General features: G+C 35.0%; 25 protein-coding genes. 7 read left to right on the plus strand and 18 right to left on the minus strand.

What is annotated here, in order from left to right:
- Positions 1 to 54 precede the first annotated feature (54 nt).
- Genes FC46_RS00750 through FC46_RS00760 form a run of 3 tightly spaced genes read left to right on the plus strand, consistent with a single transcriptional unit; the run spans position 55 to position 2,719 of the window.
- Positions 55 to 786: a GntR family transcriptional regulator gene (locus FC46_RS00750; RefSeq protein WP_057797136.1), complete on the plus strand. Its 732-nt coding sequence runs from the start codon at positions 55 to 57 to the stop codon at positions 784 to 786.
- A gap of 9 nt (positions 787 to 795) precedes the next feature.
- Positions 796 to 2,283 carry a glycoside hydrolase family 1 protein gene (locus FC46_RS00755; RefSeq protein ID WP_057797137.1) on the plus strand — a complete coding sequence of 496 codons (1,488 nt, stop codon included), beginning with the start codon at positions 796 to 798 and terminating at the stop codon, positions 2,281 to 2,283.
- A 58-nt stretch (positions 2,284 to 2,341) separates the two neighbouring features.
- Positions 2,342 to 2,719, plus strand: a complete 378-nt coding sequence (locus tag FC46_RS00760; RefSeq protein ID WP_412362922.1) for a DUF3284 domain-containing protein — start codon at positions 2,342 to 2,344, stop codon at positions 2,717 to 2,719.
- Between the two features lie 108 nt (positions 2,720 to 2,827).
- Here FC46_RS00760 and FC46_RS00765 read toward each other — a convergent pair whose 3' ends face one another.
- A complete protein-coding gene (locus tag FC46_RS00765; protein WP_057797138.1) occupies positions 2,828 to 3,202 on the minus strand; it encodes a PTS lactose/cellobiose transporter subunit IIA in 375 nt (124 codons plus the stop codon).
- Positions 3,203 to 3,226: 24 nt separating this feature from the next.
- On the minus strand, positions 3,227 to 3,562 hold the full coding sequence (locus FC46_RS00770; RefSeq protein ID WP_057797139.1) for a PTS sugar transporter subunit IIB: 336 nt from the start codon (positions 3,560 to 3,562) through the stop codon (positions 3,227 to 3,229).
- A gap of 201 nt (positions 3,563 to 3,763) precedes the next feature.
- On the opposite strand from FC46_RS00770, the gene FC46_RS00775 reads away from it, so the two are divergent.
- Together FC46_RS00775 and FC46_RS10230 are read left to right on the plus strand one after the other, a co-directional pair.
- Positions 3,764 to 4,699, plus strand: coding sequence for a nucleoside hydrolase (locus FC46_RS00775; RefSeq protein ID WP_057797140.1), 936 nt, complete (start codon positions 3,764 to 3,766; stop codon positions 4,697 to 4,699).
- Positions 4,700 to 4,772: 73 nt separating this feature from the next.
- Positions 4,773 to 4,919 (plus strand): SPJ_0845 family protein, encoded by a 147-nt coding sequence (locus tag FC46_RS10230; protein WP_169787529.1) that lies wholly within the window; start codon positions 4,773 to 4,775, stop codon positions 4,917 to 4,919.
- 39 nt (positions 4,920 to 4,958) lie between these two features.
- On the opposite strand, the gene FC46_RS00780 is transcribed toward FC46_RS10230, so the two are convergent.
- On the minus strand, positions 4,959 to 6,581 hold the full coding sequence (locus tag FC46_RS00780) for an ABC-F family ATP-binding cassette domain-containing protein (RefSeq protein WP_057797141.1): 1,623 nt from the start codon (positions 6,579 to 6,581) through the stop codon (positions 4,959 to 4,961).
- Between the two features lie 374 nt (positions 6,582 to 6,955).
- Here FC46_RS00780 and FC46_RS00785 point away from each other — a divergent pair, with 374 nt between their 5' ends.
- Positions 6,956 to 8,566, plus strand: coding sequence for an Mbeg1-like protein (locus FC46_RS00785; RefSeq protein ID WP_057797142.1), 1,611 nt, complete (start codon positions 6,956 to 6,958; stop codon positions 8,564 to 8,566).
- 35 nt (positions 8,567 to 8,601) lie between these two features.
- On the opposite strand, the gene yihA is transcribed toward FC46_RS00785, so the two are convergent.
- The 7 genes from yihA to rpsO form a co-directional block, all read right to left on the minus strand.
- Positions 8,602 to 9,189, minus strand: coding sequence for a ribosome biogenesis GTP-binding protein YihA/YsxC (gene yihA / locus FC46_RS00790; protein ID WP_057797143.1), 588 nt, complete (start codon positions 9,187 to 9,189; stop codon positions 8,602 to 8,604).
- The gene (clpX, locus tag FC46_RS00795) at positions 9,179 to 10,444 is read right to left on the minus strand and encodes an ATP-dependent Clp protease ATP-binding subunit ClpX (RefSeq protein WP_057797144.1); all 1,266 of its coding nucleotides are present in this window, start codon (positions 10,442 to 10,444) and stop codon (positions 9,179 to 9,181) included. The genes yihA and clpX overlap by 11 nt, the downstream gene beginning before the upstream one ends.
- A 140-nt stretch (positions 10,445 to 10,584) precedes the next feature.
- A complete protein-coding gene (tig, locus tag FC46_RS00800; protein ID WP_057797145.1) occupies positions 10,585 to 11,904 on the minus strand; it encodes a trigger factor in 1,320 nt (439 codons plus the stop codon).
- A 147-nt stretch (positions 11,905 to 12,051) separates the two neighbouring features.
- Complete coding sequence (gene tuf, locus FC46_RS00805; protein ID WP_057797146.1) at positions 12,052 to 13,242, minus strand: elongation factor Tu; 1,191 nt, start codon at positions 13,240 to 13,242, stop codon at positions 12,052 to 12,054.
- 185 nt (positions 13,243 to 13,427) lie between these two features.
- A complete protein-coding gene (locus FC46_RS00810) occupies positions 13,428 to 14,261 on the minus strand; it encodes a tetratricopeptide repeat protein (protein ID WP_057797147.1) in 834 nt (277 codons plus the stop codon).
- Positions 14,262 to 14,263: 2 nt separating this feature from the next.
- Positions 14,264 to 16,093 carry a ribonuclease J gene (locus FC46_RS00815; protein ID WP_057797148.1) on the minus strand — a complete coding sequence of 610 codons (1,830 nt, stop codon included), beginning with the start codon at positions 16,091 to 16,093 and terminating at the stop codon, positions 14,264 to 14,266.
- Between the two features lie 163 nt (positions 16,094 to 16,256).
- Entirely contained in the window at positions 16,257 to 16,526 is a 270-nt protein-coding gene (gene rpsO, locus FC46_RS00820; protein WP_057797149.1) for a 30S ribosomal protein S15, read from the minus strand.
- A 205-nt stretch (positions 16,527 to 16,731) separates the two neighbouring features.
- Between rpsO and rpsT the strand changes: the two genes are divergently transcribed.
- On the plus strand, positions 16,732 to 16,983 hold the full coding sequence (rpsT, locus tag FC46_RS00825; protein WP_057797150.1) for a 30S ribosomal protein S20: 252 nt from the start codon (positions 16,732 to 16,734) through the stop codon (positions 16,981 to 16,983).
- A gap of 54 nt (positions 16,984 to 17,037) precedes the next feature.
- Here rpsT and holA read toward each other — a convergent pair whose 3' ends face one another.
- From holA to FC46_RS00865, 8 genes are all read right to left on the minus strand, one after another.
- Complete coding sequence (gene holA / locus FC46_RS00830) at positions 17,038 to 18,021, minus strand: DNA polymerase III subunit delta (RefSeq protein WP_057797151.1); 984 nt, start codon at positions 18,019 to 18,021, stop codon at positions 17,038 to 17,040.
- A complete protein-coding gene (locus FC46_RS00835) occupies positions 18,018 to 20,300 on the minus strand; it encodes a DNA internalization-related competence protein ComEC/Rec2 (RefSeq protein ID WP_057797152.1) in 2,283 nt (760 codons plus the stop codon). The genes holA and FC46_RS00835 overlap by 4 nt, the downstream gene beginning before the upstream one ends.
- Positions 20,269 to 20,952 carry a ComEA family DNA-binding protein gene (locus FC46_RS00840; protein ID WP_057797153.1) on the minus strand — a complete coding sequence of 228 codons (684 nt, stop codon included), beginning with the start codon at positions 20,950 to 20,952 and terminating at the stop codon, positions 20,269 to 20,271. The genes FC46_RS00835 and FC46_RS00840 overlap by 32 nt, the downstream gene beginning before the upstream one ends.
- Before the next feature lie 77 nt (positions 20,953 to 21,029).
- The gene (locus tag FC46_RS00845) at positions 21,030 to 22,076 is read right to left on the minus strand and encodes a SepM family pheromone-processing serine protease (protein ID WP_057797154.1); all 1,047 of its coding nucleotides are present in this window, start codon (positions 22,074 to 22,076) and stop codon (positions 21,030 to 21,032) included.
- Positions 22,069 to 22,560, minus strand: coding sequence for a pantetheine-phosphate adenylyltransferase (gene coaD, locus FC46_RS00850; protein WP_057797155.1), 492 nt, complete (start codon positions 22,558 to 22,560; stop codon positions 22,069 to 22,071). Before coaD ends, FC46_RS00845 begins: the two co-directional genes overlap by 8 nt.
- 3 nt (positions 22,561 to 22,563) lie before the next feature.
- Positions 22,564 to 23,112 (minus strand): 16S rRNA (guanine(966)-N(2))-methyltransferase RsmD, encoded by a 549-nt coding sequence (gene rsmD, locus FC46_RS00855; protein ID WP_057797156.1) that lies wholly within the window; start codon positions 23,110 to 23,112, stop codon positions 22,564 to 22,566.
- The gene (locus FC46_RS00860; protein WP_057797157.1) at positions 23,109 to 23,450 is read right to left on the minus strand and encodes a DUF2129 domain-containing protein; all 342 of its coding nucleotides are present in this window, start codon (positions 23,448 to 23,450) and stop codon (positions 23,109 to 23,111) included. The genes rsmD and FC46_RS00860 overlap by 4 nt, the downstream gene beginning before the upstream one ends.
- Positions 23,447 to 24,631 (minus strand): FtsW/RodA/SpoVE family cell cycle protein, encoded by a 1,185-nt coding sequence (locus tag FC46_RS00865; RefSeq protein ID WP_057797158.1) that lies wholly within the window; start codon positions 24,629 to 24,631, stop codon positions 23,447 to 23,449. Before FC46_RS00865 ends, FC46_RS00860 begins: the two co-directional genes overlap by 4 nt.
- Between the last annotated feature and the right edge of the window lie 64 nt (positions 24,632 to 24,695).

The following is a 24,695-nucleotide window of genomic DNA, read 5'->3' on the forward strand; positions in this document are numbered from 1 at the left end:
GAAAAAGCCAGGAAACATGCGAAAAGAGCATGAATCTTAGCTTTCAAGTTTCAGATAGAAAACAAAAAACAGGCTAAGTACTTAGACGTTGCGAATGTAATTACTCAAAGGATTAAAGACAAAACTTACATGGCGCGTACTCCTCTTCCAGACCAGGAAACTCTGGCTAAAGAATTAGGTGTTAGCCGCTTAACAGTAAAAAAGGCGCTGGACGGTTTAGAAAGACAAGGACTTGTATACAAGCAATCCGGTCTTGGGACTTTTGTTTCAGGTGATATTCCTATCAGAAGTGATATCGACTCTCCTGCCAATACTGTAACTGGTTTAAAAAACGAATACCATAACTCTAAAGTAAGTAGTAAGATCTTGCTCTTCAATGTTGAATTTCCAGATGAGCAAATCCAAAGATACTTAGATGTTAAGAAAATTGAGCCAATTTATAACATTATTCGTTTTCGCTATGTTGATGATAAACCACTTGTTATTGAGCATACCTTTATGCCGGTCAAGCTAGTTCCAGATCTAGACGAAACCGTGCTTAATGATTCAATATACGACTACATTCACCATAAATTACATTTAAAATTTGGTCATGCCTACAGAAAAATCCGTGCAACCAAATCGAATAATTATGATCAAGAATATTTGGACGCAAAAGTCGACGATCCAATGCTAGAAATTGAACAAATCGTTTGGCTTACAAATGGACAGCCGATCGAATATTCTACTAGCAGAAGTCGTTACGACCAACGCGACTATACTGTATTAGAGAACAATAGATTTTAGAGGTATATTATGACTTTAGATAATAGTTTTACTTGGGGCGGTGCTAGTGCTGCTAATCAATATGAAGGAGGTTATAACGAAGGAGGAAAAGGACTAAATGCGGTTGATGTTTTAACCAATGGTTCTGCAAATGAACCTCGTAAAGTTACCTGGGAAATGCCTAATGGTGAAACTGGTGCTACATCCCTCTCATGGGATCCAAACGTTGAATTTAAACTCCCTAAAGGTGCCGTTCCTAAAATTTTAGATGGCTATTACTACCCTAGCCATCAAGGAACAGACTTTTATCACCATTACAAAGAAGACATTAAGCTAATGGCAGAAATGGGGTTTGACGTTTTTCGTCTTTCTTTAAACTGGTCTCGAATTTTACCTAACGGTGACGATGAAGAACCAAATGAAGAAGGATTAGCCTTCTATGACAAAGTATTTGATGAGTGTGCAAAATACGGAATCAAACCCCTGGTCACCCTTTCACACTACGAAACTCCTCTATCATTAATCGTACGCTTCGGTGGCTGGAAAGATCGCTATCTAATTGATGCTTTCACTCATTATGCCGAAATCGTTATGAAGCACTACAAGGGAAAAGTTAACTACTGGCTTACCTTTAATGAGATTAATGCAATGGATATGGCTCCTTACATGGGTGGCGGATTGATTGACGGTAGTGAACAAAATCGCGCTCAAGGCGCTCACAATCAATTTGTAGCTAGTGCAAAAACTGTTAAGCTTGCCCATCAGATCGATCCTAAGAACCAAGTTGGAATGATGCTTGCATACAGTGCGATCTATCCATACACTTGTGATCCAAAAGATCAATTACTTGTAATGAAGGCTAAACAAGAGATGCTCTTTTATTCTGATGTACAAATGCTAGGCTATTATCCAACAAGTCGACTTAAGAAATATGAGCGCGATGGAATTAAATTGAATGATACCGTAGAAGATTATGAGTTACTCAAAAAATATCCTTGCGACTTTTTAAGTTTCTCTTGCTACACCTCAAATGTAGTTACAACTCATGCAAATGATGCTAAAGCTGCAGGAAACGTCAGCTCTGGTAATATTACTAATCCCTACCTCGAAGCCAACGCATGGGGCTGGGCAACAGATCCAGACGTCCTCAGAATTGGCTTAAACGAGTTATGGACAAGATACCATAAACCACTTTGGGTAGTTGAAAATGGCCTTGGTTGGTCAGACACTTTGACAAACGACCATAAGATTCATGATAATTACCGAATTAAATATTTGCGCTCCCAAATCAAATCAATGGAAGATGCTGTAACACTTGATGGGGTTGATTTAATGGGTTATACCATGTGGTCAGCAATCGATCTTGTTTCAAACGGTACCGGCGAAATGAAGAAGCGCTATGGCTTTGTTTATGTTGATCGTGATGACCGAGGAAATGGCAGCCTTAAGCGTTATCCAAAAGACTCATTCTACTGGTACAAGAAAGTAATTGCCTCTCACGGTCAAGATTTAGATTAAGGAAGAAAACGCATGATTACAATCCAAAAGGACTTTAATTTTTCATCAACCGATTTTTTTGGCCGATTTTTTTAATTATTTAGATCAACAATTAATTACAGCAATTAAACAAGCTCGTGGCAATGATTTACCCGTTAATCTGCAATCTGGTACTCGCTATGATCAAAATGGTATTAAAACCGAAATTACTCAATATAAGCGTGGTGAATTATATGAAGCCGACTTTCATAACGATCGCTTTCACATTGTAATTTCTTATCGAACCCAAGATATCGATAAGGGTGTTAAAATCATCTTCTCAGAAAATATTAAAAGCTATGATGAATCAAAGCACGGCTGGGTCAGCAACTTACTTTATAACCTACAATTAAAGTTCGGCGCCAAAAAAGAATTAAAGCGAATGGCTCAAGGTGTTAAAGCTAACATGGCTGCCTAATAATAAAAAGAAACTAGATTATAAATCGTTAATTGATGATTTGTGATCTAGTTTTTTTGGGTCAAAAAAATATCGAGCTTTTGATACTCGATATTTTTATATTAATTTTTATTCTTCGTCTTTCTTTAAACTGCCAGACTTGTATAACTTTTCATACAAATCTACCATTTCACCAGCTAAATCTCTAAAGGTAATTGCATTCATCAAGTGATCTTGTGAGTGAACTACTAATAAAGTTACCTTCATATGATCGCCTTGTGCTTCTTTTGTCAGCATATTTGTCTGAGAATTGTGAGCTTCAAGAAGTGAGTCATCTGCATCTTTAAGCTTTTTACGAGCTCCTTCAATATCACCCTTCTTAGCTAAACGGATTGCTTCAAAAGCCAAACTCTTAGCATTACCACCGTTAGCAATCAATCCCATTGCTGCCATTAAAGTTTGTTGATCTTTTTCTTCTTCAGTTAAATTCTTTTCTTCAGTCATGTCAAAATTCTTTTCTAATTGAGATTATCCATTGATTAAGGCTTCAGCTTGCTTAAGAACAGTTTCACCATCCATCATGCCGTATGCTTGCATGTCAATAACATCCAAAGGGATATCCTTGCCATCTTTGCCAGCGCCCTTTACTTTATTTTCAAAGTCACCTTTCATGTAAGCTACTTGAGGCCCCAACAATACACAATCAATAGTTTCGTTTTCAAGGTGTTGTGAAGCTTCAGATGCTGGGCAAGCAAAAATTTTAGCGTCAATTCCGTCAGCTTTTGCTGCTTCTTGCATCTTTGTAACCAATAATGAAGTACTCATACCAGCACTACAATTTAACATAATAGTTTGTTCAGCCATAAATAATTTCCTCCTAATTTATTATTCTTGGAAACTTATTATTTGTTTACATTACTAATTATAAAACGCTTACATGATTTTGTAAATAAAATCGTTATACTTTTGTTTACAAAAATATATATTTTTGAATTTATTTTAATTAAACAAATTCATTCCATAACTGGTAGAATAAAATTAATTATTTGATTGAAAGGAATAAAAATGAAAAAGATCTATTTTAACCATGATGGTAATATCGATGATTTAGTTTCCTACTTACTTTTGCTTCAAGCCCCTGATATTGAATTACTCGGGGTTAGTGCAATTGATGCAGACGGATATGTTGATCCAGCAGTTGAAGCTTGTCGCAAAATGACTGACCGTTTCAATTTAAGAAATGATGATATTGAAATTGCTAAATCAAATTCTAGAGCCGTTAACCAATTTCCTCACGAATGGCGTTTAGCAGCGTATTCTTTCAACTATTTGCCAATTCTTAACGAACCCGGCAAAATTATTACAAAGCAAGCTAACTTACCTGCTCATTTAGATATCATCGAAAAACTTAATGCAGCTGATGAACCGATTACGTTAGTAATGACTGGACCATTGACTGACTTAGCTCGCGCATTAGATACTGATCCAGCAATTGAAAAGAAGATCAAGAAACTTTACTGGATGGGCGGATCTTTAAATGGTCACGGCAATGTAATGCTTGTCAACGCTGATGGTACACAAGAATGGAATGCCTTTTGGGATCCATATGCAGTTAAACGCGTTTTTGATACCAATATTCCTATTCAAATGGTTGGACTTGAAAGTACTGAAGAATTACCAATTGACGATAAACTTCGTCAGCATTGGGCAAGTCTAAGAAAATATCCTGCAATTGATTTAGTTGGCCAAGCATACAGTCTTCTTGTTTCTGTACCTGAAGCTAAATTATACTTATGGGATGTTTTAACAGTTATTAGCTCACTCTTTCCTGAAGTGGTTGAAACTCGTGAAGCTAAAGCCAGCGTAATTACTGATGGCTTAGCAGCAGGACGTTTAGTTGAAGAAGAAAATGGTCGTCAAATAACTCTTGTAACTCGCGCACATAAGGATAAATTCTTCGAGCGCGTTGATCAGTTACTTAAAAGTGCAAAACTAAAGTAATTCTTAATAAACATAACCCTGGTATCTAACAGCAAAATTATTTATAATACTGATAAAAAGAAAGGATGATTTTATGGGCTTAACTTTTGATAATCCAAATAACTTAAACAAGATGCTTGATAAATTCGCTGTTGTTCCTGACCCTAAGAAGTCACCAATGAACAAGCGCAAGAAAGAAGAAAAAGATAGCATTAAAGAAAAAGAAAATAAAGATAAGTAACAAAAAAGTGAGTTGAAATCGATCAACTCACTTCTTTTTTTAATAAATTTTTTCAACTTGTTCTTGAATAGCTGGCGTATTTAAGAATTCATCATAAGTAGTATCAGCACGGCTAACAATACCCTTTGGTCCAACTTCGATAATGTGATTTGCAATTGTTTGCAAGAATTCATGATCGTGTGAAGTAAAGAGAATTGAGCCCAGATATGCTTTAAGTGCATCGTTTAATGAAGTAATTGATTCCAAATCCAAGTGATTAGTTGGATCATCCATCAATAAAACATTAGCTGGTTGTAACATCATTCTTGATAATTGACAACGAACCTTTTCTCCACCAGAAAGGACCTTAATCTTCTTTTCAATTTCATCTCCGCTAAACAACATTCTTCCCAAGAATCCACGCAAGAAAGTATTATCATCTTGATCTTTTTGCGCATATTGACGAAGCCAGTCAAGGATGGTCAGATCGTCATTGTTAAAGTTAGCATTAAGGTCACGTGCCATGTAATTAAAGGCAGTGGTTTGCCCCCAAGTTACAGTACCTGAATCCGGCTTAATTTTACCTGCTAGAATTTCCATTAATGCAGTTGTAGCCAGAGTATTTCTTGATAAAAAGCCTACCTTGTCACCTGGTCTCACAATGAAAGAAACATTGTCTAAAATCTTTTCACCATCAACTGAATATGAGACATTTTCCACCTTCAGCAAGTCATTTCCTAAATCACGGTGTAATTCAAATTTAACAAATGGATACTTTCTTGAAGATGGTCTAATATCATCTAAAGTAATCTTTTCAAGTTGTTTCTTACGTGAAGTTGCCTGACGCGATTTAGAGGCATTTGCTGAAAAACGAGCAACGAATTCTTGTAACTCTTTAATCTTTTCCTCTTTCTTAGCATTTTGGTTAGCGGCTAATTCACTGGCTAACTTACTTGATTCATACCAAAAGTCGTAATTCCCGACATAGAGTTGAATCTTACCAAAGTCAACGTCACACATTTGTGTACATACTTGGTTTAAGAAGTGTCTGTCGTGAGAAACAACAATAACGATATTTGGATAATCAGCCAAGAAGTTTTCAAGCCAATCTACAGTATGAACATCAAGACCGTTAGTAGGTTCGTCAAGTAAAAGAATGTCAGGATTACCAAACAATGCTTGAGCAAGTAAAACCTTAACTTTATCAGATTCAGGTAATTCACTCATCATGCTTTGATGCATAGATTCTGGAATTCCCATTGATTGAAGAAGCTTTGCTGCATCAGCTTCAGCATTCCAACCATCTAATTCTGCAAATTTACTTTCAAGCTCTGCAGCTTTAACCCCATCTTCATCATTAAAGTCAGGTTTTGCATAAAGTGCATCTTTTTCTTGCATTACTTGGTACAACTCTTTATGTCCTTGAATAACAGTCTGCATAACTGTAAAGTTTTCAAAAGCAAAGTGATCCTGATTTAAGCTGGACATTCTTTCATTTGAATCGATACTGATATTACCAGTAGTTGGTTCAATTTTGCCTTCAAGCAATTTAAGAAAAGTTGACTTACCTGCTCCATTAGCACCAATTACACCGTAACAATTGCCAGGAGTAAATTTTAAATTGACATCTTCATATAAAGTACGACCGGATAAGTTAAGACTTAAGTCGGTAACTGTAATCATTTAGTTCCTATGCCTCCTAAAAGAAATATATATTCAAGTAATTATATCAAGTTTTGACTAGAAAAAAAGAAAAATTCCTACATTTCGTAGGAATTTTTGCATGACTTAAAAGAAATTTTAACTAAAGTATACCTTAAATTATAATAGTTTGATATACTGATGAAGGGTCCTGAATGTTTTATAAAGTCCTTATTGTTAGACCCTTTTTCCCCAGGTAGTTGTATCCCCTTCTACCTGGGTTTTATTATATCACAAAAATAACATTTGTTATCCTAAAATATAAAAAATTTTTCAAAAATATGTCCTTTTTCTGAACTTCTTGCTGTTACTAAGTTAAAATTAAGTAAATATCTTTATTTTAGGAGACGTCAATCATGTATCCAGATAACAACATCTTTTCATACTTAAAATGGCGTGGTGATATTGACTTAGAAAAGGCTCCTTTTAATGAGATCGATGCTCTCGTTCTGGCAGTTTTTTCTTATTTAGACTTGCCAAACATTGTTTCTGACGATGGTAGAACGATCACGATCAAAGATGCAGCCAAGAAATATTTTGTACCCGATCGACCAAAACCAGATCATATTTATTATCAAAATTTATTAAAGTTAATGTCTACGGCAACTCGCTTTGAAAATGCAAAACTATCATACTATGAAAACACATTAACTGAGCATACACAATTCTGTGCAATCAAGATTCAACTTGAAAATGGCATGAACTTTATTTCCTTTAGAGGAACTGATGATTCATTAGTTGGATGGAAAGAAGATTTTGAAATTAGTTTTAAAACTACAATTGCTCAAAAAGAAGCTACAAGTTATCTTGAACGAATTATGAATAGTGACGACGAAGATTATACCCTACTTGGACATTCAAAAGGTGGTAATCTTGCTGAGTATGCAGCTCTTAATATTGAACCTAAATTACGTAAAAGAATCGCTGCAATTTATACTTTTGACTCTCCTGGTATAGCTAAAGAAGTTGGTGCTCAATTACCCGAGAAATTCTTAAAAGAGCGATTAAAGCGGTATGTACCCGAATTTAGTATCATAGGTCGCTTATTTGAGCCCAAAGGAATTACTCCTACAATTGTTTATTCCAATCGAAAAACGGTTAGTCAACATGATGCCTTCAGTTGGGAAGTTACTGGTTCGCATTTTAACATAGCAAATCATCGAAATGCACAATCCCGAATTTACAATCAGCTAATTAACGATTGGATTGGGGATGCAACCTTGGCAGAGCGAGAATCATTAACTAATGATTTATTTGATGCTCTAGCAGCAAGTGGTGCCACTAAAATTAATCAATTAGGTAAGCATGGCTTTGGCGGTTTTGGAGCTATTTTACTTTCATTAACCGGGTCATCTAGGCGAACTCGTTTTGTCTTTGGTAGTCTCTTTTCTGCATTTTGGCAATCAATTAAAAGTAGAAGAATCATCCAGGCATTATTTACAACCGACTCAACTGTTGGCTGGGTGATGCTTGTTCTGGGAATTATTACCTTAACGACCCCACAGTATTCTCTTAGGGCTTTCGGAGTTTTAGTTGCCCTAACTGGGATCGGATTTTCTACAATTCAAATTATCAATTCTGCCCTTTCCACATTAAATGATCGCCAAAAAAGATTTTTTATCATTAGTTGGTTAATTGTTTTCGCTCTTTCAGTTGCTCTTATTTCTAACAATAGGCTGTTAATCTTTCTGGCACATTACTTCTTAGGAACATTCTTAATAATTTATTCTTATATCCGTATTCGTCAGATTATTTTACATAGAATTAGCGGAATTTTTAGAAAAGTTATTGTTGGAATTGAATCAATTCTAGCGTTTGCCTTAGGAATTATTATTATTGTTAATCCGAAATATTTTACTAAACAATCAATTATCCTGGCTGGGATTATTCTTGTTATATATGGTTTCTTTAAACTTATTGGCGAAATATTCGGACAAAGAAAGAAATTTCCAAAATCTCATCGATAAAAAATGCATGACTCTTGTAGCCATGCATTTTTCTTTTATTCTAAATGATCTTCAATCCAATTTCTAACTTCTTCAACGTGAAATTTAGTCACAGAACTAAAAGTTAAAACAGTAATATTATCATGATCCAAATCTAAATGCTTCTTCAAGTTAGAATATACTTTATTAACTTGACTTTTCTTGATCTTGTCAATTTTAGTACATACAACCAAAATTGGCAAATCAAGATACTGTGCATAACTGTACATCGCAATATCATCTTGCGTTGGTTCATGACGACTATCAATTAAGATAATCAAACCCTTCAAATTAGCCCGTGTTTCTAAATAATCTTGAATCATTTCGCCAAATTCTTGGCGCTTCTTCTGAGAAACTTTAGCGTAACCATAACCTGGCACATCCACAAGATAGAAATCTTCGTTTACTCGATAGAAGTTCAACGTTTGCGTTTTACCGGGTTGAGAAGACGTTCTGGCGAGATTTTTTCGATTCAAGATCGTATTTATCAAGCTTGACTTTCCGACGTTTGAGCGGCCCGCTAAGGCTATTTCAGGGAAGTCATCTTTAGGATATTGATCTTCTCTAACTGCGCTAACAGCGTATTCACTATTTTTAATTATCATTTACTACTGCCTTTTGTTCGTCGTTGTTTTGCTTTTTAATAACACGAGGTTGATCGTGGCGAGTAATTACATCTTTGGTAACCTCAACCTTTTCGATATCTTCTTCACTTGGCGTGCGGTACATGATATCCATCAAAGAATTTTCAATGATTGTTCTTAACCCACGTGCACCCATATTTCGTTCAATTGCTTGATCAGCAATTGCCTTTAAAGCACCATCAGTAAAAGTTAATTGAACATCATCAAGAGACAAAAGCTTTTGATACTGCTTAACAAGGGCATTCTTTGGCTCAGTTAAAATTCTGATTAAGTCCTTACTGTCAAGCTTATCTAATGTTGAAATTACTGGGATACGACCAATAAATTCTGGAATCATACCAAATTTAACTAAATCACCAGTGGTCAAATAATGAGTCCAATCATCAGTGTTAATCTTGTTAACTTCATTTTCAGCGCCAAAACCAATTGTCTTCTTGCCTAATCGATTCTTAACAATTTGTTCGATCCCATCAAAGGCACCACCAACGATGAATAAAATATTTGAAGTATCCATCTTAATCATCTCTTGTTGAGGATGCTTTCTACCACCTTGAGGGGGAACTGAAGCAATTGTTCCTTCCAAGATCTTCAATAAAGCTTGTTGAACCCCTTCACCAGAAACATCTCTAGTAATTGAAACATTTTCTGCTTTCTTTGAAATCTTATCAATTTCGTCGATATAGATAATTCCGCGTTGGGCTCTCTCTAAATCGTAATCTGCATTTTGCAATAATTTAAGCAAAATATTTTCTACGTCTTCACCAACGTAACCAGCCTCAGTTAAGGTAGTTGCATCTGCAATTGCAAATGGTACATCCAAGATTCTAGCTAAGGTCTGAGCCAAATATGTCTTACCAGATCCTGTAGGCCCAATAAGGGCGATATTAGACTTTTGGAGCTGAGTTGATGAATCTAGATCCATTTGTCCAATTCTCTTGTAATGATTGTATACAGCTACAGAAAGTACTTTCTTGGCACGATCTTGTCCAATGACATAATCATCCAATTGTTTCTTAATTTCCATAGGCTTAGGTAATTCACGTGCTTTTTCAATTGAATCTGCACGTAACTCGTCATCTATTATCTTCTTTGATAAGTCAACACATTCATTACAGATATAGACACCGTTGCCAGCGATCATCTTCTTGACTTGATCTTGAGTTTTACCACAAAAAGAGCATTTAATCTCTTCTTGATCTGTAAATTGAGTTGCCATAAATCTTCCTCCTAATATCTACATTTTCAAGATTATCATAAAAATAAATATAATAAAGCAAAAATGCTTAGAGAAAATAAAAAGACGGCTGCTAAACAGTCGCCTAGTTATTATTAGGTAATTTCTAAACTACGTAATTATTAATCTTCAGACTTTTCGTCTTCCTTAAGCTTTGACTTAGCAACTTGTTTTGCGTTATCAGTTACTAAATCCATTGCCTTGCGAACAGTAATATCGTGACCTAACATGTCGTCGCTCAAAGTGTTGCGAACCATCTTTTCATCCATGTTGTATTCACTTGCAAGGTCCTTGATTTCCTTATCAATTTCTTCTTTAGTTGCTTCAAGGTCTTCTGCAGCAACAATTGCTTCAAGAACTAAGTTAATCTTAACTCTTTCAGCTGCATCCTTAGCAAATTGTGCACGCAATTGATCTTCAGTAGTGTTAGTTAACTTGTAGTAAGTTTGTGGATCAATACCTTGACGTTGCATGTTGCCTAAGTATTGTCTCAATTGAGTATCAACATCTTCTTGAATCATTGCATCAGGAATTTCATCGATTTCTGCATTCTTAACTGCAGTTTCAATAGCAGCTTGTTGGATAGCATCCTTAGCAGCTGATTCTTTTTGTTCCTTAAGATCCTTCTTGATCTTATCCTTCAATTCATCAAGAGTTTCTACTGAATCATCAACGTCCTTAGCAAACTCGTCATCTAATTCAGGAAGTTGCTTTGACTTAACTTCGTGAATCTTAGTAGCAAAGTGTGCTTCCTTACCAGCTAAGTCCTTTGCACCGTAATCTTCTGGGAAGGTTACAACAACGTCAACATCATCGCCAGCTTCATGACCGATTAATTGGTCTTCAAATCCAGGAATGAAAGTACCTGAACCTAATTCAAGTGAGTAGTTTTCAGCTGAACCACCATCGAATTCCTTACCATCAATAGTACCCTTGTAATCGATAGTAACAGTGTCACCCTTTTCAGCTTTACCCTTCTTAAGTACAAGTTCAGCATTTTGGTTACGACGCTTGTCAAGTTCTGCATCGATATCTTTTGCATAAACACGAGTATTTTGCTTAGGAACTTCAACACCCTTGTATTCGCCTAACTTAACTTCTGGTTGAACTGACACAGTAGCCTTCATAGTCCAGTCCTTGCCCTTATCCATTGATACGGGTTCAATTTGTGGTTGTCCAACAGCTTCAATCTTAGCTTCCTTAACTGCGGCAGCATATGCGTTTGGCAAAACAATATTTAAAGCATCTTCATATAATGCTTCTTCACCATAGTATTGATCAAAAATCATACGTGATACGTGACCTTTTCTAAAGCCAGGAACACGCAAATTCTTCTTAACTCTTCTAAATGCTTGGTCTAAACCTAACTTAATTTCATCCTTTGAAATATCAAAAGTAAGTTCGCCGGAAGTCTTACCGGTTTTTTCCCATTTTACAGACATTAATTAAATACCTCCAATGTCAAGTTTGAGTTTGCTACTTGCATACTAAGTTATCTTACCCTAAAAAAAGTTAAAACACAAATATTGAGTAAAAAAAAGATGTACTTCTTATGAAGAAGCACATCTTTTTAATTATATCGTTAGAAATTAGTCAAGAATTTCAGTAACTTGACCGGCACCAACGGTACGACCACCTTCACGGATAGTAAACTTAGTACCTTCTTCGATGGCAGCTGGCTTAATCAATTCAACAGTAAATTCAGTGTTGTCACCAGGCATAACCATTTCAGTACCTTCTGGCAATTCAATTTCACCAGTAATATCAGTAGTGTGGAAGTAGAATTGTGGACGATAATCTGAGAAGAATGGAGTGTGACGACCACCTTCATCCTTGTTCAAGATATAAACTTGGCCCTTAAACTTCTTGTGAGTTTGGATTGAACCAGGTGCAGCCAATACTTGACCACGAACGATTTCATCACGGTCAACACCACGAAGCAATACACCAACGTTGTCACCAGCTTCACCCAAGTCCAAAGTCTTGTGGAACATTTCCAAACCAGTAACAACTGACTTCTTAACGTCGTCTACTAAACCAACGATTTCAACTTCGTCGCCGACCTTAACAGTACCACGGTCGATACGACCTGAAGCAACAGTACCACGACCGGTAATAGTAAATACGTCTTCAACTGGCATCAAGAATGGCTTGTCAGTTTCACGTTCTGGAGTTGGGATGTATTCATCAACAACTTCCATTAACTTCAAGATTTGTTCTTGAGCTTCCTTGTCGCCTTGTAAAGCCTTCAAAGCTGAACCACGAACAACTGGAACATCGTCACCAGGGTAATCGTATTCAGTCAACAAGTCACGAACTTCCATTTCAACCAAGTCGATCAATTCTGGATCGTCAACTAAATCGCACTTGTTCAAGAAAACAACGATGTAGTTAACACCAACTTGACGAGCAAGCAAAATGTGTTCACGAGTTTGTGGCATAGGACCATCAGTTGCAGCAACAACCAAGATAGCACCATCCATTTGTGCAGCACCGGTAATCATGTTCTTGATGTAGTCGGCGTGGCCTGGAGCGTCCATGTGAGCGTAGTGACGATTTTCAGTTTCGTATTCTACGTGGGCGGTATTAATAGTAATACCACGTTCCTTTTCTTCTGGTGCAGCATCGATTTGGCTGTAATCTTCAGCCTTTGCCAAACCCTTTTCAGCCAATACAGTAGTAATAGCTGCAGTTAAAGTGGTTTTACCGTGGTCAACGTGACCGATAGTACCAATGTTAACGTGTGGCTTAGTTCTAACGTAATGTTCTTTTTCTGCCATTAAAATGACCCTCCTGTATATTTGCAAGAAGTCCGTTGAGATAAGTTAACGGATAATTCTCTGTCGAATATTGTACTACTTTCATTGGCAAATGCCTAGTAAAAAATGCTAAGCCATGCCTTTATGAAAATAACCTTAGCTAATTATACTAAATAGAGCAAAAAAGTAAACCTTTTTGCCTAAAATTATTTTGGTAAATTTTGATAAATTTTTTCTAGCAAACTTTGATGACTTCTACCATCTCTTGTTTTCAAAAAGGAAACAAAGTCACTAGTAAATCCATCTGTATTTTTGATATATGCAGATAATTTAGGATATAAACTACCTAAAACCAAATTTGCTTCGCCTATCATCATTGGCAATTGACTTGGATTATTTCTAAACTTATCAGCAATACCCGCAATAACTTCTTGATAAATCGGACTTTTTTCAAGAAGTTCAGTTTCTTTCGGAATGAATGTAGTTTGTTCCCCAATCACCCAAATTTTAATTTTTTCATCTATTCCGAGTCTGATCAAATCTTCACAGATAGCTAAACGAACTGCAAAATTTTGTGCAGGATCTAACAATAAGCTTTGAGCAAAATTTTTAAAGTTAATCAAATCCAATTTGAGCAAATTCTGATAATCAAATTGACTGATAGCAGGCTTCATCCTAAACATTTGCATTATTTCCTGCTGCTTATTTGTATCGACCGGAGTGACTTTAACAGGTAGCGTTTCTCCCAACAGATTTTCAAGTTGTAAAGCTTCTATCAAAAAATTGTTTTCAGCTAAAACATGACAATACTCTTTAAAAACTTTTTGCTCAGAAAAAAGATCAGGTTCACCTTTAATTAAGGCATAGGCCTGATCTCCTTGTTTGTTTTTTCGATAAAGTTTTGACAAATTAAGGACTATATCAGAGTTGTGCCCCATTTCCAAAGCTTCTTCTAAATTTTGGATTGCGCCTTGGTAATTTTTCTTCTCTTCATCTTCCTGAGCAAGTTTCATTAAATGCTTTTGACTTAATGATCCCATGCTTAATCTTTCTTTTCTTCTTTCTTACTTTTAACCTCTGTATTCTTCCTTGTTTTCTTATTTGTTTTTACAGAAGTCTTTGTGTCTTGCTTTACATGACCCGGCTTTTTATTACTCGTATCAGCTTTAGCTTCATTTTTCTTTTGCATTGCACGGTGACGATTTTGGTTAACTTCCATCACTACTGGTAAAACGACTGGACGTCGATTAGTTTGTTTATACAAGAATTTTTCCAAATCATTACGGATATCTTGTTTCAATTCAGTCCAATCAAATTTTTTATGTTCAAAGTTGGCATTAATTGCCTTCTTAATCACTTGAATCGAATCTCGCATTAATTGATGGTTAGCCTTGATATAAACAAATCCACGGCTAGTAACTTGCGGTTGAGCAATAATTTTTTTCTTCTTACGATCAATTGTCACAACAGCGATAAAAATACCGTCATCTGAAAGAATTTCACGGTCTCTTAAAACAATATTACCCACATCCCCAACGCCTGAACCATCAATCATGGTATCTTCGCCTGGAACTGGGTCAGTTAAATAAAAACGTTGTTTCTTAAAATCAAAGTTGTAGCAGTCACCATTTTGGGCAATAAAGACATTATCTTTATCCATTCCTGCCTTGATAGCCAAATCCTTAGCAATTTCCATTAAACGATATTCACCGATAACTGGGAATAAAAACTTAGGCTTTAAAGTATCAATCAAAATTTGTAAATCACGGCCAGTAGCGTGACCACTAGTATGTTGATTACGGCCCAATTGAATTACTCGGCCACCTGCACGATATACTAAGTCACTAGTTTCAGCAACCATTGTTTCTACTGAGTGTGAAGGTGTAGTAGCGATAAAGACCAAGTCACCATCATGAATTCTAATCATACTGTGGCGTTTAGTAGCCATCTTTTGTAATGAGTTTAATGGCTCACCCATGCGCCCAGTTTCCAAAATAACAGTTTTATCATCTGGTGTAGTCTTCAAGTCCTTGACTCTCATTAACAACCCATCTGGCACTTCCAAATAGCCTAATTTCATTGATGTACGAACAATTTTAGCTACATCTCGTCCAGTTAAAAGAACTCGTCTACCAGCGCTTTGAGCAGCATTTAAGACCTCTTGAACACGGTTTAGGTTAGAAGCCTTGGCAGCAACAATAATGCGCCCTTTTGCATTTCTAAAAACATTGGTTACATACTTACCAATATCTTGCTCTGAGGCACTTGGGAAAGATGCTTCAGCATTTGACGAATCAGCTAAAAGAGCTAAAACATTTTTGGTTTGAATTTCAGCTAAACGATCCATATCTGTGTGATAGTTTTTTGCAGCTGATGGATCAAATTTGAAGTCACCAGTATAAACTACTTCTCCTGCTGGTGTATGAACAACAATTCCTAATGAGTCAGGAATTGAGTGAGTAGTGTGGAAAAATGAGATGCTAGCATTTTTGAAATCAATTTCAGTTTCAGCATCAATAACGTGGAATAAATCATTTTTAATGGTTTTATTTTCACGCTTAACGTCAATTTTTGCTAATGCAATGGTTAATTCTGAACCAAAAACTGGGATATTGTTACTACGTAATATATATGGTAATGCACCAATTGAATCAGCGTGCCCATGAGTTAAGAAAATCCCAGCAACTCTATCTCCGTATTGAGCAAAAAATTCCATATCCGGAATAACTACATCAATCCCAAATAAAGAGCTATCTGGATATTTAAGTCCAGCATCTAAAACAAATATTTCATCATTAACTTGAACTGCGAACATGTCCTTTCCTTGTTCACGTGCGCCGCTCAAAATCATAATTTTAACTTGATCAGCCATTATTTTCCCTTTTCTATTTTCTAAAAATTAAGTTTTTAATTGTTTTATGGATCTTAAAGATCAAAACGTAATACAGTCTGAAATAATTTTAGCATAAAGAAAGTGATTATGACAAAAAACAAAAAAGCTAGTCCAAAATGGACCAGCTTTTCATAATGTAGGATTAACGACGCAAACCTAACTTCTTGATCAAAGCACGGTAACGTTCAATATCGTTATCTTGTAAGTAACGAAGCAAGTTACGACGGTGACCAATCTTCTTAAGCAAACCAACGTATGAGTGGTGGTCGTGCTTGTGGCTCTTCATGTGTTCAGTTAAGTTGTTGATGTCTTCAGTTAAAACAGCAACTTGTACTTCAACAGAACCAGTGTCGCCTTCATGGGTTGCGTATTCCTTAATAATTTGGTCTTTCTTTGCTTTTGAAATAGCCATAATTTCACCTTTCATCTAAATACATATAAATTGCCATTAACAACGTTAGCCGTCAGGTGTGTGCGGACAAACAGCGTTAATGGTTCACAACATTAATATAATACAAAGGATTTTTTTAAAAAGCAAGTAGAATTTGTCTTGCAAGAAGACTGATTCTTAAGTATAATCAATTAAGTAAAATCACGATCATATGGAGGTGAATTTCATGCCACAAATCAAATCAGCTATCAAGCGTGTTAAGACACAAAACGAAGCTAACAAGCGTAACTCTGCTCAAATGAACAAGTTAAGAACTGCTGTTAAGAAGTTCAAGGCTGCTGTTGCAGCTGGCGAAGAAGACGCCTCCAAGTTACGTTTAGAAGCAGAAAGTGCTTTGGATAAGGCCGTTGCAAAGGGTTTAATCCACAAGAACAAGGCTGCTCGTGACAAGAGCCGTTTAGCTAAGTTAGCTAAGTAATAAAGCAATAAAACAAAGAAGCGGAGACTACAAAAGTCTCCGCTTTTTTGTGCTTTACGAATTTAAAATGAACATTTTTAAGAAATTATCTTCCCTATATGTTCCATTTTTATACTTGTAATCCAACTCAATTGTTTGTTCAAGCATTTGTTTTAGTTTATTAACTGAAATTTTATTTTGCAGAGCTAATTTAACACGATATGGATGTACACCCAGTTCTTTTACAATCTGCGTTTCTGTCCTTCCCCTTTTTGCTAAAATTTTAACTACTAATAAAAGCTCAATTTGATTTTCAAAAACTGCTAAAAGTTGAATTGGATTTGAACCCTCTTTTAATTGATCATCAAGGCGCTGAATGGCTATTTTGTAATCACCAGTTAAAGCAGAATCTAAAATTGAAAAGACATTTTGGGCTAACGATAAATCAATATTTTGATCGACTGCTTTTTCAGTAATTTTTTTATCTTCCGCTATTACCTTCAACTTACTATAATTGCTTAAAATTGTATCAATAACTTGATCACTGCGTTCAATTAAAAGCTGCAAGGCAGATTGCGAAATGGTATAACCATCCGTTTTAATAATTGCTTTAGTTATTGCGGCTACCTCGTATGGTTTAATCTGCGGTTCAACTACATTGAAGCTAGCTAAAATCGTCTTAGTAAGTTTTTTTCTTCTATCAATTTTTTCATATGACGCTTCAATCACTATCACATCATCAATTTCTTGAATATGTGAAAAAATTTCCTGTAATTGATCTATTTGTTTTTTATATTTTTTGGGAACTTTAGCTGTTAAGAAAAAAGGATTCTTGACTGTAATGATTTTTTGACTGGAAAATAAACTCGATTCTGTCAAATTTGCTACAAGTTCATCTAATCCATCACTTTCACAATCTACAGTGATTCGATCTAATTCTTTGAATTTTTCATCTTCAACATATGACCGGATCAGATAATCATTCAAGAAATCATCCTGACCTAAAATCAGGGTATTGGGATTATTATTGGTATTTTTAAAAATAGGTAACAGATTCATTCTTTCTTCTCCGGTAAAAATCGACTAAAACTTGGCTCTTTAAAACCATAATACCAGCTAATCATACCACAGTCTTGAGTGGAAACCCACGGAATATTTAATTGCCTCAAGGTACTCAGAGTCTCTTGATGAGGGTGACCAAAACGATTATTTCTTCCAGCTGAAATGAAAACTTCTGATGGGCTTATTTTTTGAAGGAATTCCGGATTTGACGAAGTTTTACTGCCGTGGTGTCCCAATTTAAAGTAATCAACTTTCAAATTAAAATTATTTGCAATTTCTTTTTCGCCATCTTGTCCTAAGTCACCTGTAAACAGCCATCGTTTACCTGCAAGCACAAATGTTAATGAGAGTGAATCTTCATTTTTACCCTCCCCTTCTTTAAATGGATAAACCACTTGAAAATCAATCTGAAATTCTTTAACCTGCATCCCTGCAAGTAACTCAATTAGATCTGTTTGGTCCATATATTTTTCAATTCTCTTCTTAAAAGAAGGATTTTTAGATAATCCTTTTGCAGTATACAATTTTTTAATATGAACTTGTGACATTAACGGGCCAATATCACCAACATGATCAGCATCTTGGTGAGTAACAAATAAACCATCAATTTGATTTATTCCTAAAGATTTTAAAAATGGTATTGTAATCCGATTGACCTGAGGCGTAACTTTTTTACCGGAGAAATTCAATTTTCCACCAGTATCAATCATATATACCTTTCTTGGATACGGTGTCGTAATAAGAATACTATCTCCTTGACCCACATCAATAAAAGTTACTTGTCCCTGAAGCGGAAAATGAATCATACTAAATGAAATTAGATACATTGCGGCAGCACTGATAAAAAAGCCTTTCTTTTTATTTAAGTATCCTTTTTCATTCATAAAAGCCAAAAATATCGCTGAGATCAGTAGTAGTAATACGCATTGCCACCAGGAAATTTTACCGAAAGTTACCAACCCTAGTTTCGTTTCTGAAAGGTTAGCAATTATTTGCTCTGTAATTTCTAAAATGTTTTCTGAAACTTGACCAATCCCAGGTATATTTTTAAAAACCAAAATATTCAAAAAAGCAATTGGCATTACCACATAGTTAAAATATGGCACTATCAACATATTGAAAAAAATCGTAAAAACGTTGACCTGAAAAAAATAAAAGAGTAAGAGTGGCGTTAGTAATAAGTTAAGTGAAACAGATCGCCAAAAATTAGACCAATGACTTGTTATCTGCAACCCAAACACTAAAACGTAACTCAAAATCGCACCAATATTCATAAATAAACGTGGTACAAAGAAAATATGAATTAAGCATGTTAAACCCAACAAATCCGGACCGCTGATTTTCCATTTTTTTAGTAAAAACAATTGTCCTAATAGATACGTTAAACTTGCTCTGATAAAGCCAGGCTGTCCATTACTCAGAAAGATTCCTACAATCAGGATTAAACCGCAACACAAAAAAGTTTCTTCTTGGGTTAGTTTTATTCGAAAACAAATTGTACTAATTACTAAAGTATATATTCCAACATGTAAACCAGAAATACTTAATAAATGAATTACACCCAAATCTCGATAATTATTCAAAATCTCTTGATTATCTTTGGAGGGATTTTCAGCCAGAATTAATTCACTAGCAAAAAATCCGACTAATCGTGGCATTTTCTTAAAATACTGCTGCAATTGATAACGCCATCGATGTAGGTATGTAAAAATAGTTACCCTACTCTTAACAAATTGACAACTTTTTATCTTTATTCTTTGAAAAATCTTTTTACCAGCATAATACTTTTGATAATCAAATTCCCCGCAATTTGTAGCTGGGCTAATAGTTTCAATTTCACCAGTAATGTGACTAAGAATTACTGGATTACCATCAGCAAAATATTGATTTTGATCATCTTTAACGTTTCCTGCGATTGTCACTTTTCCTTGCTCTGTTTTACCTATCCCAGAAAGCCAACCATCTTCAATCTTAACTTCATCTGGATAGACTAAAATTTGCGTTTGATCAGTTAACTGAATGTCTGTTGTTTTCTGATCAAAATAGCTCAACATCCCAAAAGTTAAAATTAAAACAACTACAGCTAAATTGAACCAAGAATATTTTTTTATTATTAAAAATATGCAATATAAAAGAAAAACTATCGCAGTTAACTTCTGCAAATTATTTTTTGCTTGATACAGCAAAAAGGATTCACAAACTAATGCTAAAGATGTAATTAATAAGAGGCCGGGACTAACTAATTTAAATAGCCAATTGATCTTTGAGTGCTGCAAAGGTCTTTTCTCCAATACCAGAAACTTGCATTAAATCTTCAATTTTCTTAAATTGGCCATTTTGATCACGATATGCAATGATCTGTTCAGCCTTTTTCTCGCCAATTCCATTTAATTTTTGTAAATCTGCAGCCGAAGCGGTATTTATATTAACTTTATCTCCTGTTTGACTTGAAGAAGTTCCACTGGTTGAAGGTGTACTTTCACCATTTGACGTTACAGTCGTCGCATTTTCAACTTTTTCACCTTTATAAGGAATATGGATCTTGTCTTGATCCTTTAACATTACAGCCCGATTAATTGCTTTGACTTGTGCATTATCTTTTAACCCACCTGCAGCTTCAATTAATTCTTGCAATCTAGCACCATTTTTTAGAGTATAAACCCCACCATGCTTAACTGCTCCAGAAATGTCTACCGTAACCTCTTTAGATTCAGACTGAGTGGTGTTACTTGTCTGCATCGATGAAGACGTGCTCGATGAAAAAGAAGAGGAATTTTGACTAATATTGTTATTACCCAATTGATTCGCTTCTTTATTAGAATTGCTATTTTTCATAAAAAAGAAAATTGCAATCCCTGCAACAATTATTAATAGATACTTCTTTTTTTCGATCAAAAACATCTTAATTTTTTCAAAATCTAACTTCATAAATTATCCTCCTATATTTAAATACGCAAAAAAGCCCAGATTTTACTCTGGACTTTTGATTTTTTTGAAAAAATTTTTTAATAATGTTTTTGAAGATAACTTAAAGCATCTTCAAAGTTAGCAACTGGGACAATTTTCATCTTGCTGTGAATTCTTTTGGCAGTTCGTTTAGCCACTTCGTAGTTGGTTTCAGATTTTTTGACGCCAGAACGATCTGTTGGTGCGAAGAAAACTTCTGCCCCAGCTTTATTAGCAGCAACAACCTTCTTATCAACACCACCTATTATTCCAACTTTACCTGTTGGATCAATTGTCCCTGTTCCAGCTACCTTATGATTTTTAGTTAAGTTTTGCTTAGTAAAAATTTGATAACTTTCTAATGAAAACATCAGGCCAGCACTTGATCCACCAATATTTTCAGCATTAATTGATAATGCTGGTTTAGTCTGGACGTCAACGTGTTCTACTAATTGAATCCCAATTCCTTTACGATTAGAATTTGACAATTTGACAATTTTACCAGTAAAAGTCTTTTTAGCTTTATTGCGCATTACTAAGATTTTTACAGTTGAACCAGCTTTTTGACTATTTAGATAATTTTGCATCTGTCTAGTAGAATGGAAACGATGCCCATTTGTACCTAAAACTGTATCACCTATCTGAAGTTTATTTTTAAAGCTGGAATTCTTTTGAATATCCATGACATAAACACCCAGGTACTTTAATTTAGGTTTTAATCCAGCTTTTTTAGCTGCATAATAGATGGCATTTTGCTGAGACGTTTCCATATACCAATTCTGGAGTTCCTCATATTGACTGCTAGTTTGATTCCCTAGCAATTCCGAACTTGGTGTCCGTGAATCAAATGGTTGCGTATAACTCCATAAATATTGCAAAACATTAGCAGGTCTACTTGTTACGCTAACAGTAACCATATATAAATTATTTGATTTCTTACGCTTAGTTTCCATAAATTGCCCCACTTCAAAGGCCTGACCCGGGCTCTCAATAAAATAGTCCGTTGGCCATAGTGAGACTACGGAAACAACAATAATTATTGCAAAGGTAATTAACCAATTTCTTAACTTTTTATGAGTCTTTTTTTGAGATGAATGATTATCCATTACTCGACCTCATTTTCTCTTTTAACGCTTTAGCAGCTTTTTTAGGTAAAAATTCAGAAATATCACCATCAAAGCGAGCAACTTCTTTTACCATGCTTGAAGCAACAAAACTATTTTTAGGACTTGTAAATAATAGAACTGTGTTTAGTTTAGGATAGATTTTCTTATTTATACCCGCAATTTGCTGCTCATACAAAAAATCCTGTGTATTACGCACACCGCGGACAATTGTATCAACATTTAATTCCTGTGCTACATTAACCGCTAATTCTTCAGGTCTTTTGATCACTTGTACATTATCAATTCCTTGAATTGCATCTCTAACAAATTCTTCTCTTTGATCAGGCGAGAACAAATAATTCTTATTAGTATTAGTCATAATTACAACATAAACTTGATCAAAAATATTAGCAGCCTGTCTAATCACATCTAGATGACCATTTGTAATCGGATCAAAACTTCCTGGAAAAAATGATACAGACATTGATTATTCCTTTCGATAAATTCTAACAATAGTTTTACCTAAATGGTGTTCTTTTAATAGATCATAACCTGGAATTGCAGGTAAATCTGTTTCATCATCAGTCTCCGCAACAACAATTGCTTGATCATTTAATAAATCATCTACAAGCAAAGTTTTCATATCACTGAGCATCTTTTGCTTAGCATAAGGTGGATCCAAAAAAACTAAGTCAAACTTTTGTTTTTCTTCAGCTAGCATCTTTAACATTGCCTTAGCTGGTTTTTTATATACAGAAAAACGTTGATCTTCTTTAGTTAAAGCAACGTTCTTCTTAATTATTTGGACAGCCTCATAATTAATATCACTGAGTACTGCATGGTCGTAGCCCCTTGAAACTGCTTCAATTCCTAAAGCCCCACTACCTGCATAAAGATCTAGCACTTCACCTCCGTCAAAAAATTGACCAAGACTATTAAATAGTGATTCTTTAACTTTATCACTAGTTGGTCTTGTTTTACGGCTTTTCAATGTAAATAAATTCCGTTTAGCGTATTTTCCAGAAATAATCCTCAATTGTATAAATCCTCTTTTTCTTGTCTCTCTGCTAATTCAGCCTCAGCCTTTTGAGCTAGATCTTGAATTTGCTCTTCAATATACGCACTATCCAAATCAATTTTATCAGTAGCAGAGTCTTCTACCATTTTAACAAAATCTAAATTAGCAATCTCATCCTTAATTTTTTCTGCATCATTATTATCGATATAAATGACACAATACTTCATTTTTTTGGAAAAATAAACAATATCGCCATACTTTCTAAGACGATATTGGTTACTGATATTATCAAGATATACAATTATTCCGTCACGTTGTTGTAACCCAACACTCTTTAATTCTTCATTGATACTCATGCAACTGAATACTCCTTTTCTTCTCTAGCTTTTTCATTAGCAGAAATATTCAAAACCAATCCAATACATGCTGTTAAAACAATCAAAGATGACCCACCGTATGAAATAAATGGCAAAGTAACTCCTGTAATTGGTAAAAGACCAACAACTGCGCCGATATTAAATAATGCTTCTGTAAAGATAATAGTTGTTACACCAAAGCAAACTAAAGAATTGTATTGACTTTGTGCTTTAATCCCAACTTCCATAATATTCCATAAAAGCCAAAACATCAGGCCAAGAATAATCAGAATACCAATAAATCCTAATTCTTCAGCAGCAATTGACAAAATAAAGTCAGTATATGGTTCTGGTAAATACCCACGCTTTTGCATACTGTTTCCTAGTCCCACGCCGCCGATGCCGCCATTATGAATTGCGTAGAAAGAATTAACTAATTGTGCTCCACCTTTTCGCTCAAGTTCAAATGGATGAAGAACTGATAAGAAACGGCTATATTGATAGCTATTTCTTATAGAGCTAGGTGCAAAAGTAAGTAATATGAATATCCCTACAAGTAAAATCGCAAGCATTACAATTGTCCATTTAAATACTGTTCTTGCTGGGACACCAGATATCGAAAACATAACAAAAGCAATCATGAATAAAATTGCAGTTCCACCAAAATCTGGTTCAACAATAACTAGAGCCATCATAAAACCAGTTAAAATAGCCGGGTGTTTTAATTCGTTAATTATATTTCCTTTAACAATTTTTCCGTCGCGTTTATTAAGGACAAATGCCAAATAAATTACTAAAGCTAATTTAGCTACTTCAAGAGGCTGCAAATTAATAAACCCTAAATTAATCCAACCAACAGCACCGTTTACTGCAGCACTAGATCCATGTACTAACTTCATTCCAACTAACCACATTAGTAAAGCAATACTGATACCAAGAAACCAAACTACAAATTTTGGATTTTTAAACACTTCTAGTTTTAGAGCAAAAAATGGAACGCCGAATAAGGCAAATGCCACTATTGCATATATTGCCTGTCTTACCCCATAGGTACTTGGATTAAAACCATTTTGTAATAAAATAGTTGAACTTGATGAATAGACTAAAATGACACCAAAAATCACCAATAATAAATATGGGATAAAGATGTTCATATTTAAATAACGTATTTTTTGACGCACTTTGGCAGTCTCCTTTAGCTATTAGTATCTTTTTCATTATAAAACAAAAAAGCTATCACTTCTA

Source organism: Lactobacillus kalixensis DSM 16043, assembly GCF_001434335.1.
GTDB classification, from domain to species: Bacteria; Bacillota; Bacilli; order Lactobacillales; family Lactobacillaceae; genus Lactobacillus; species Lactobacillus kalixensis.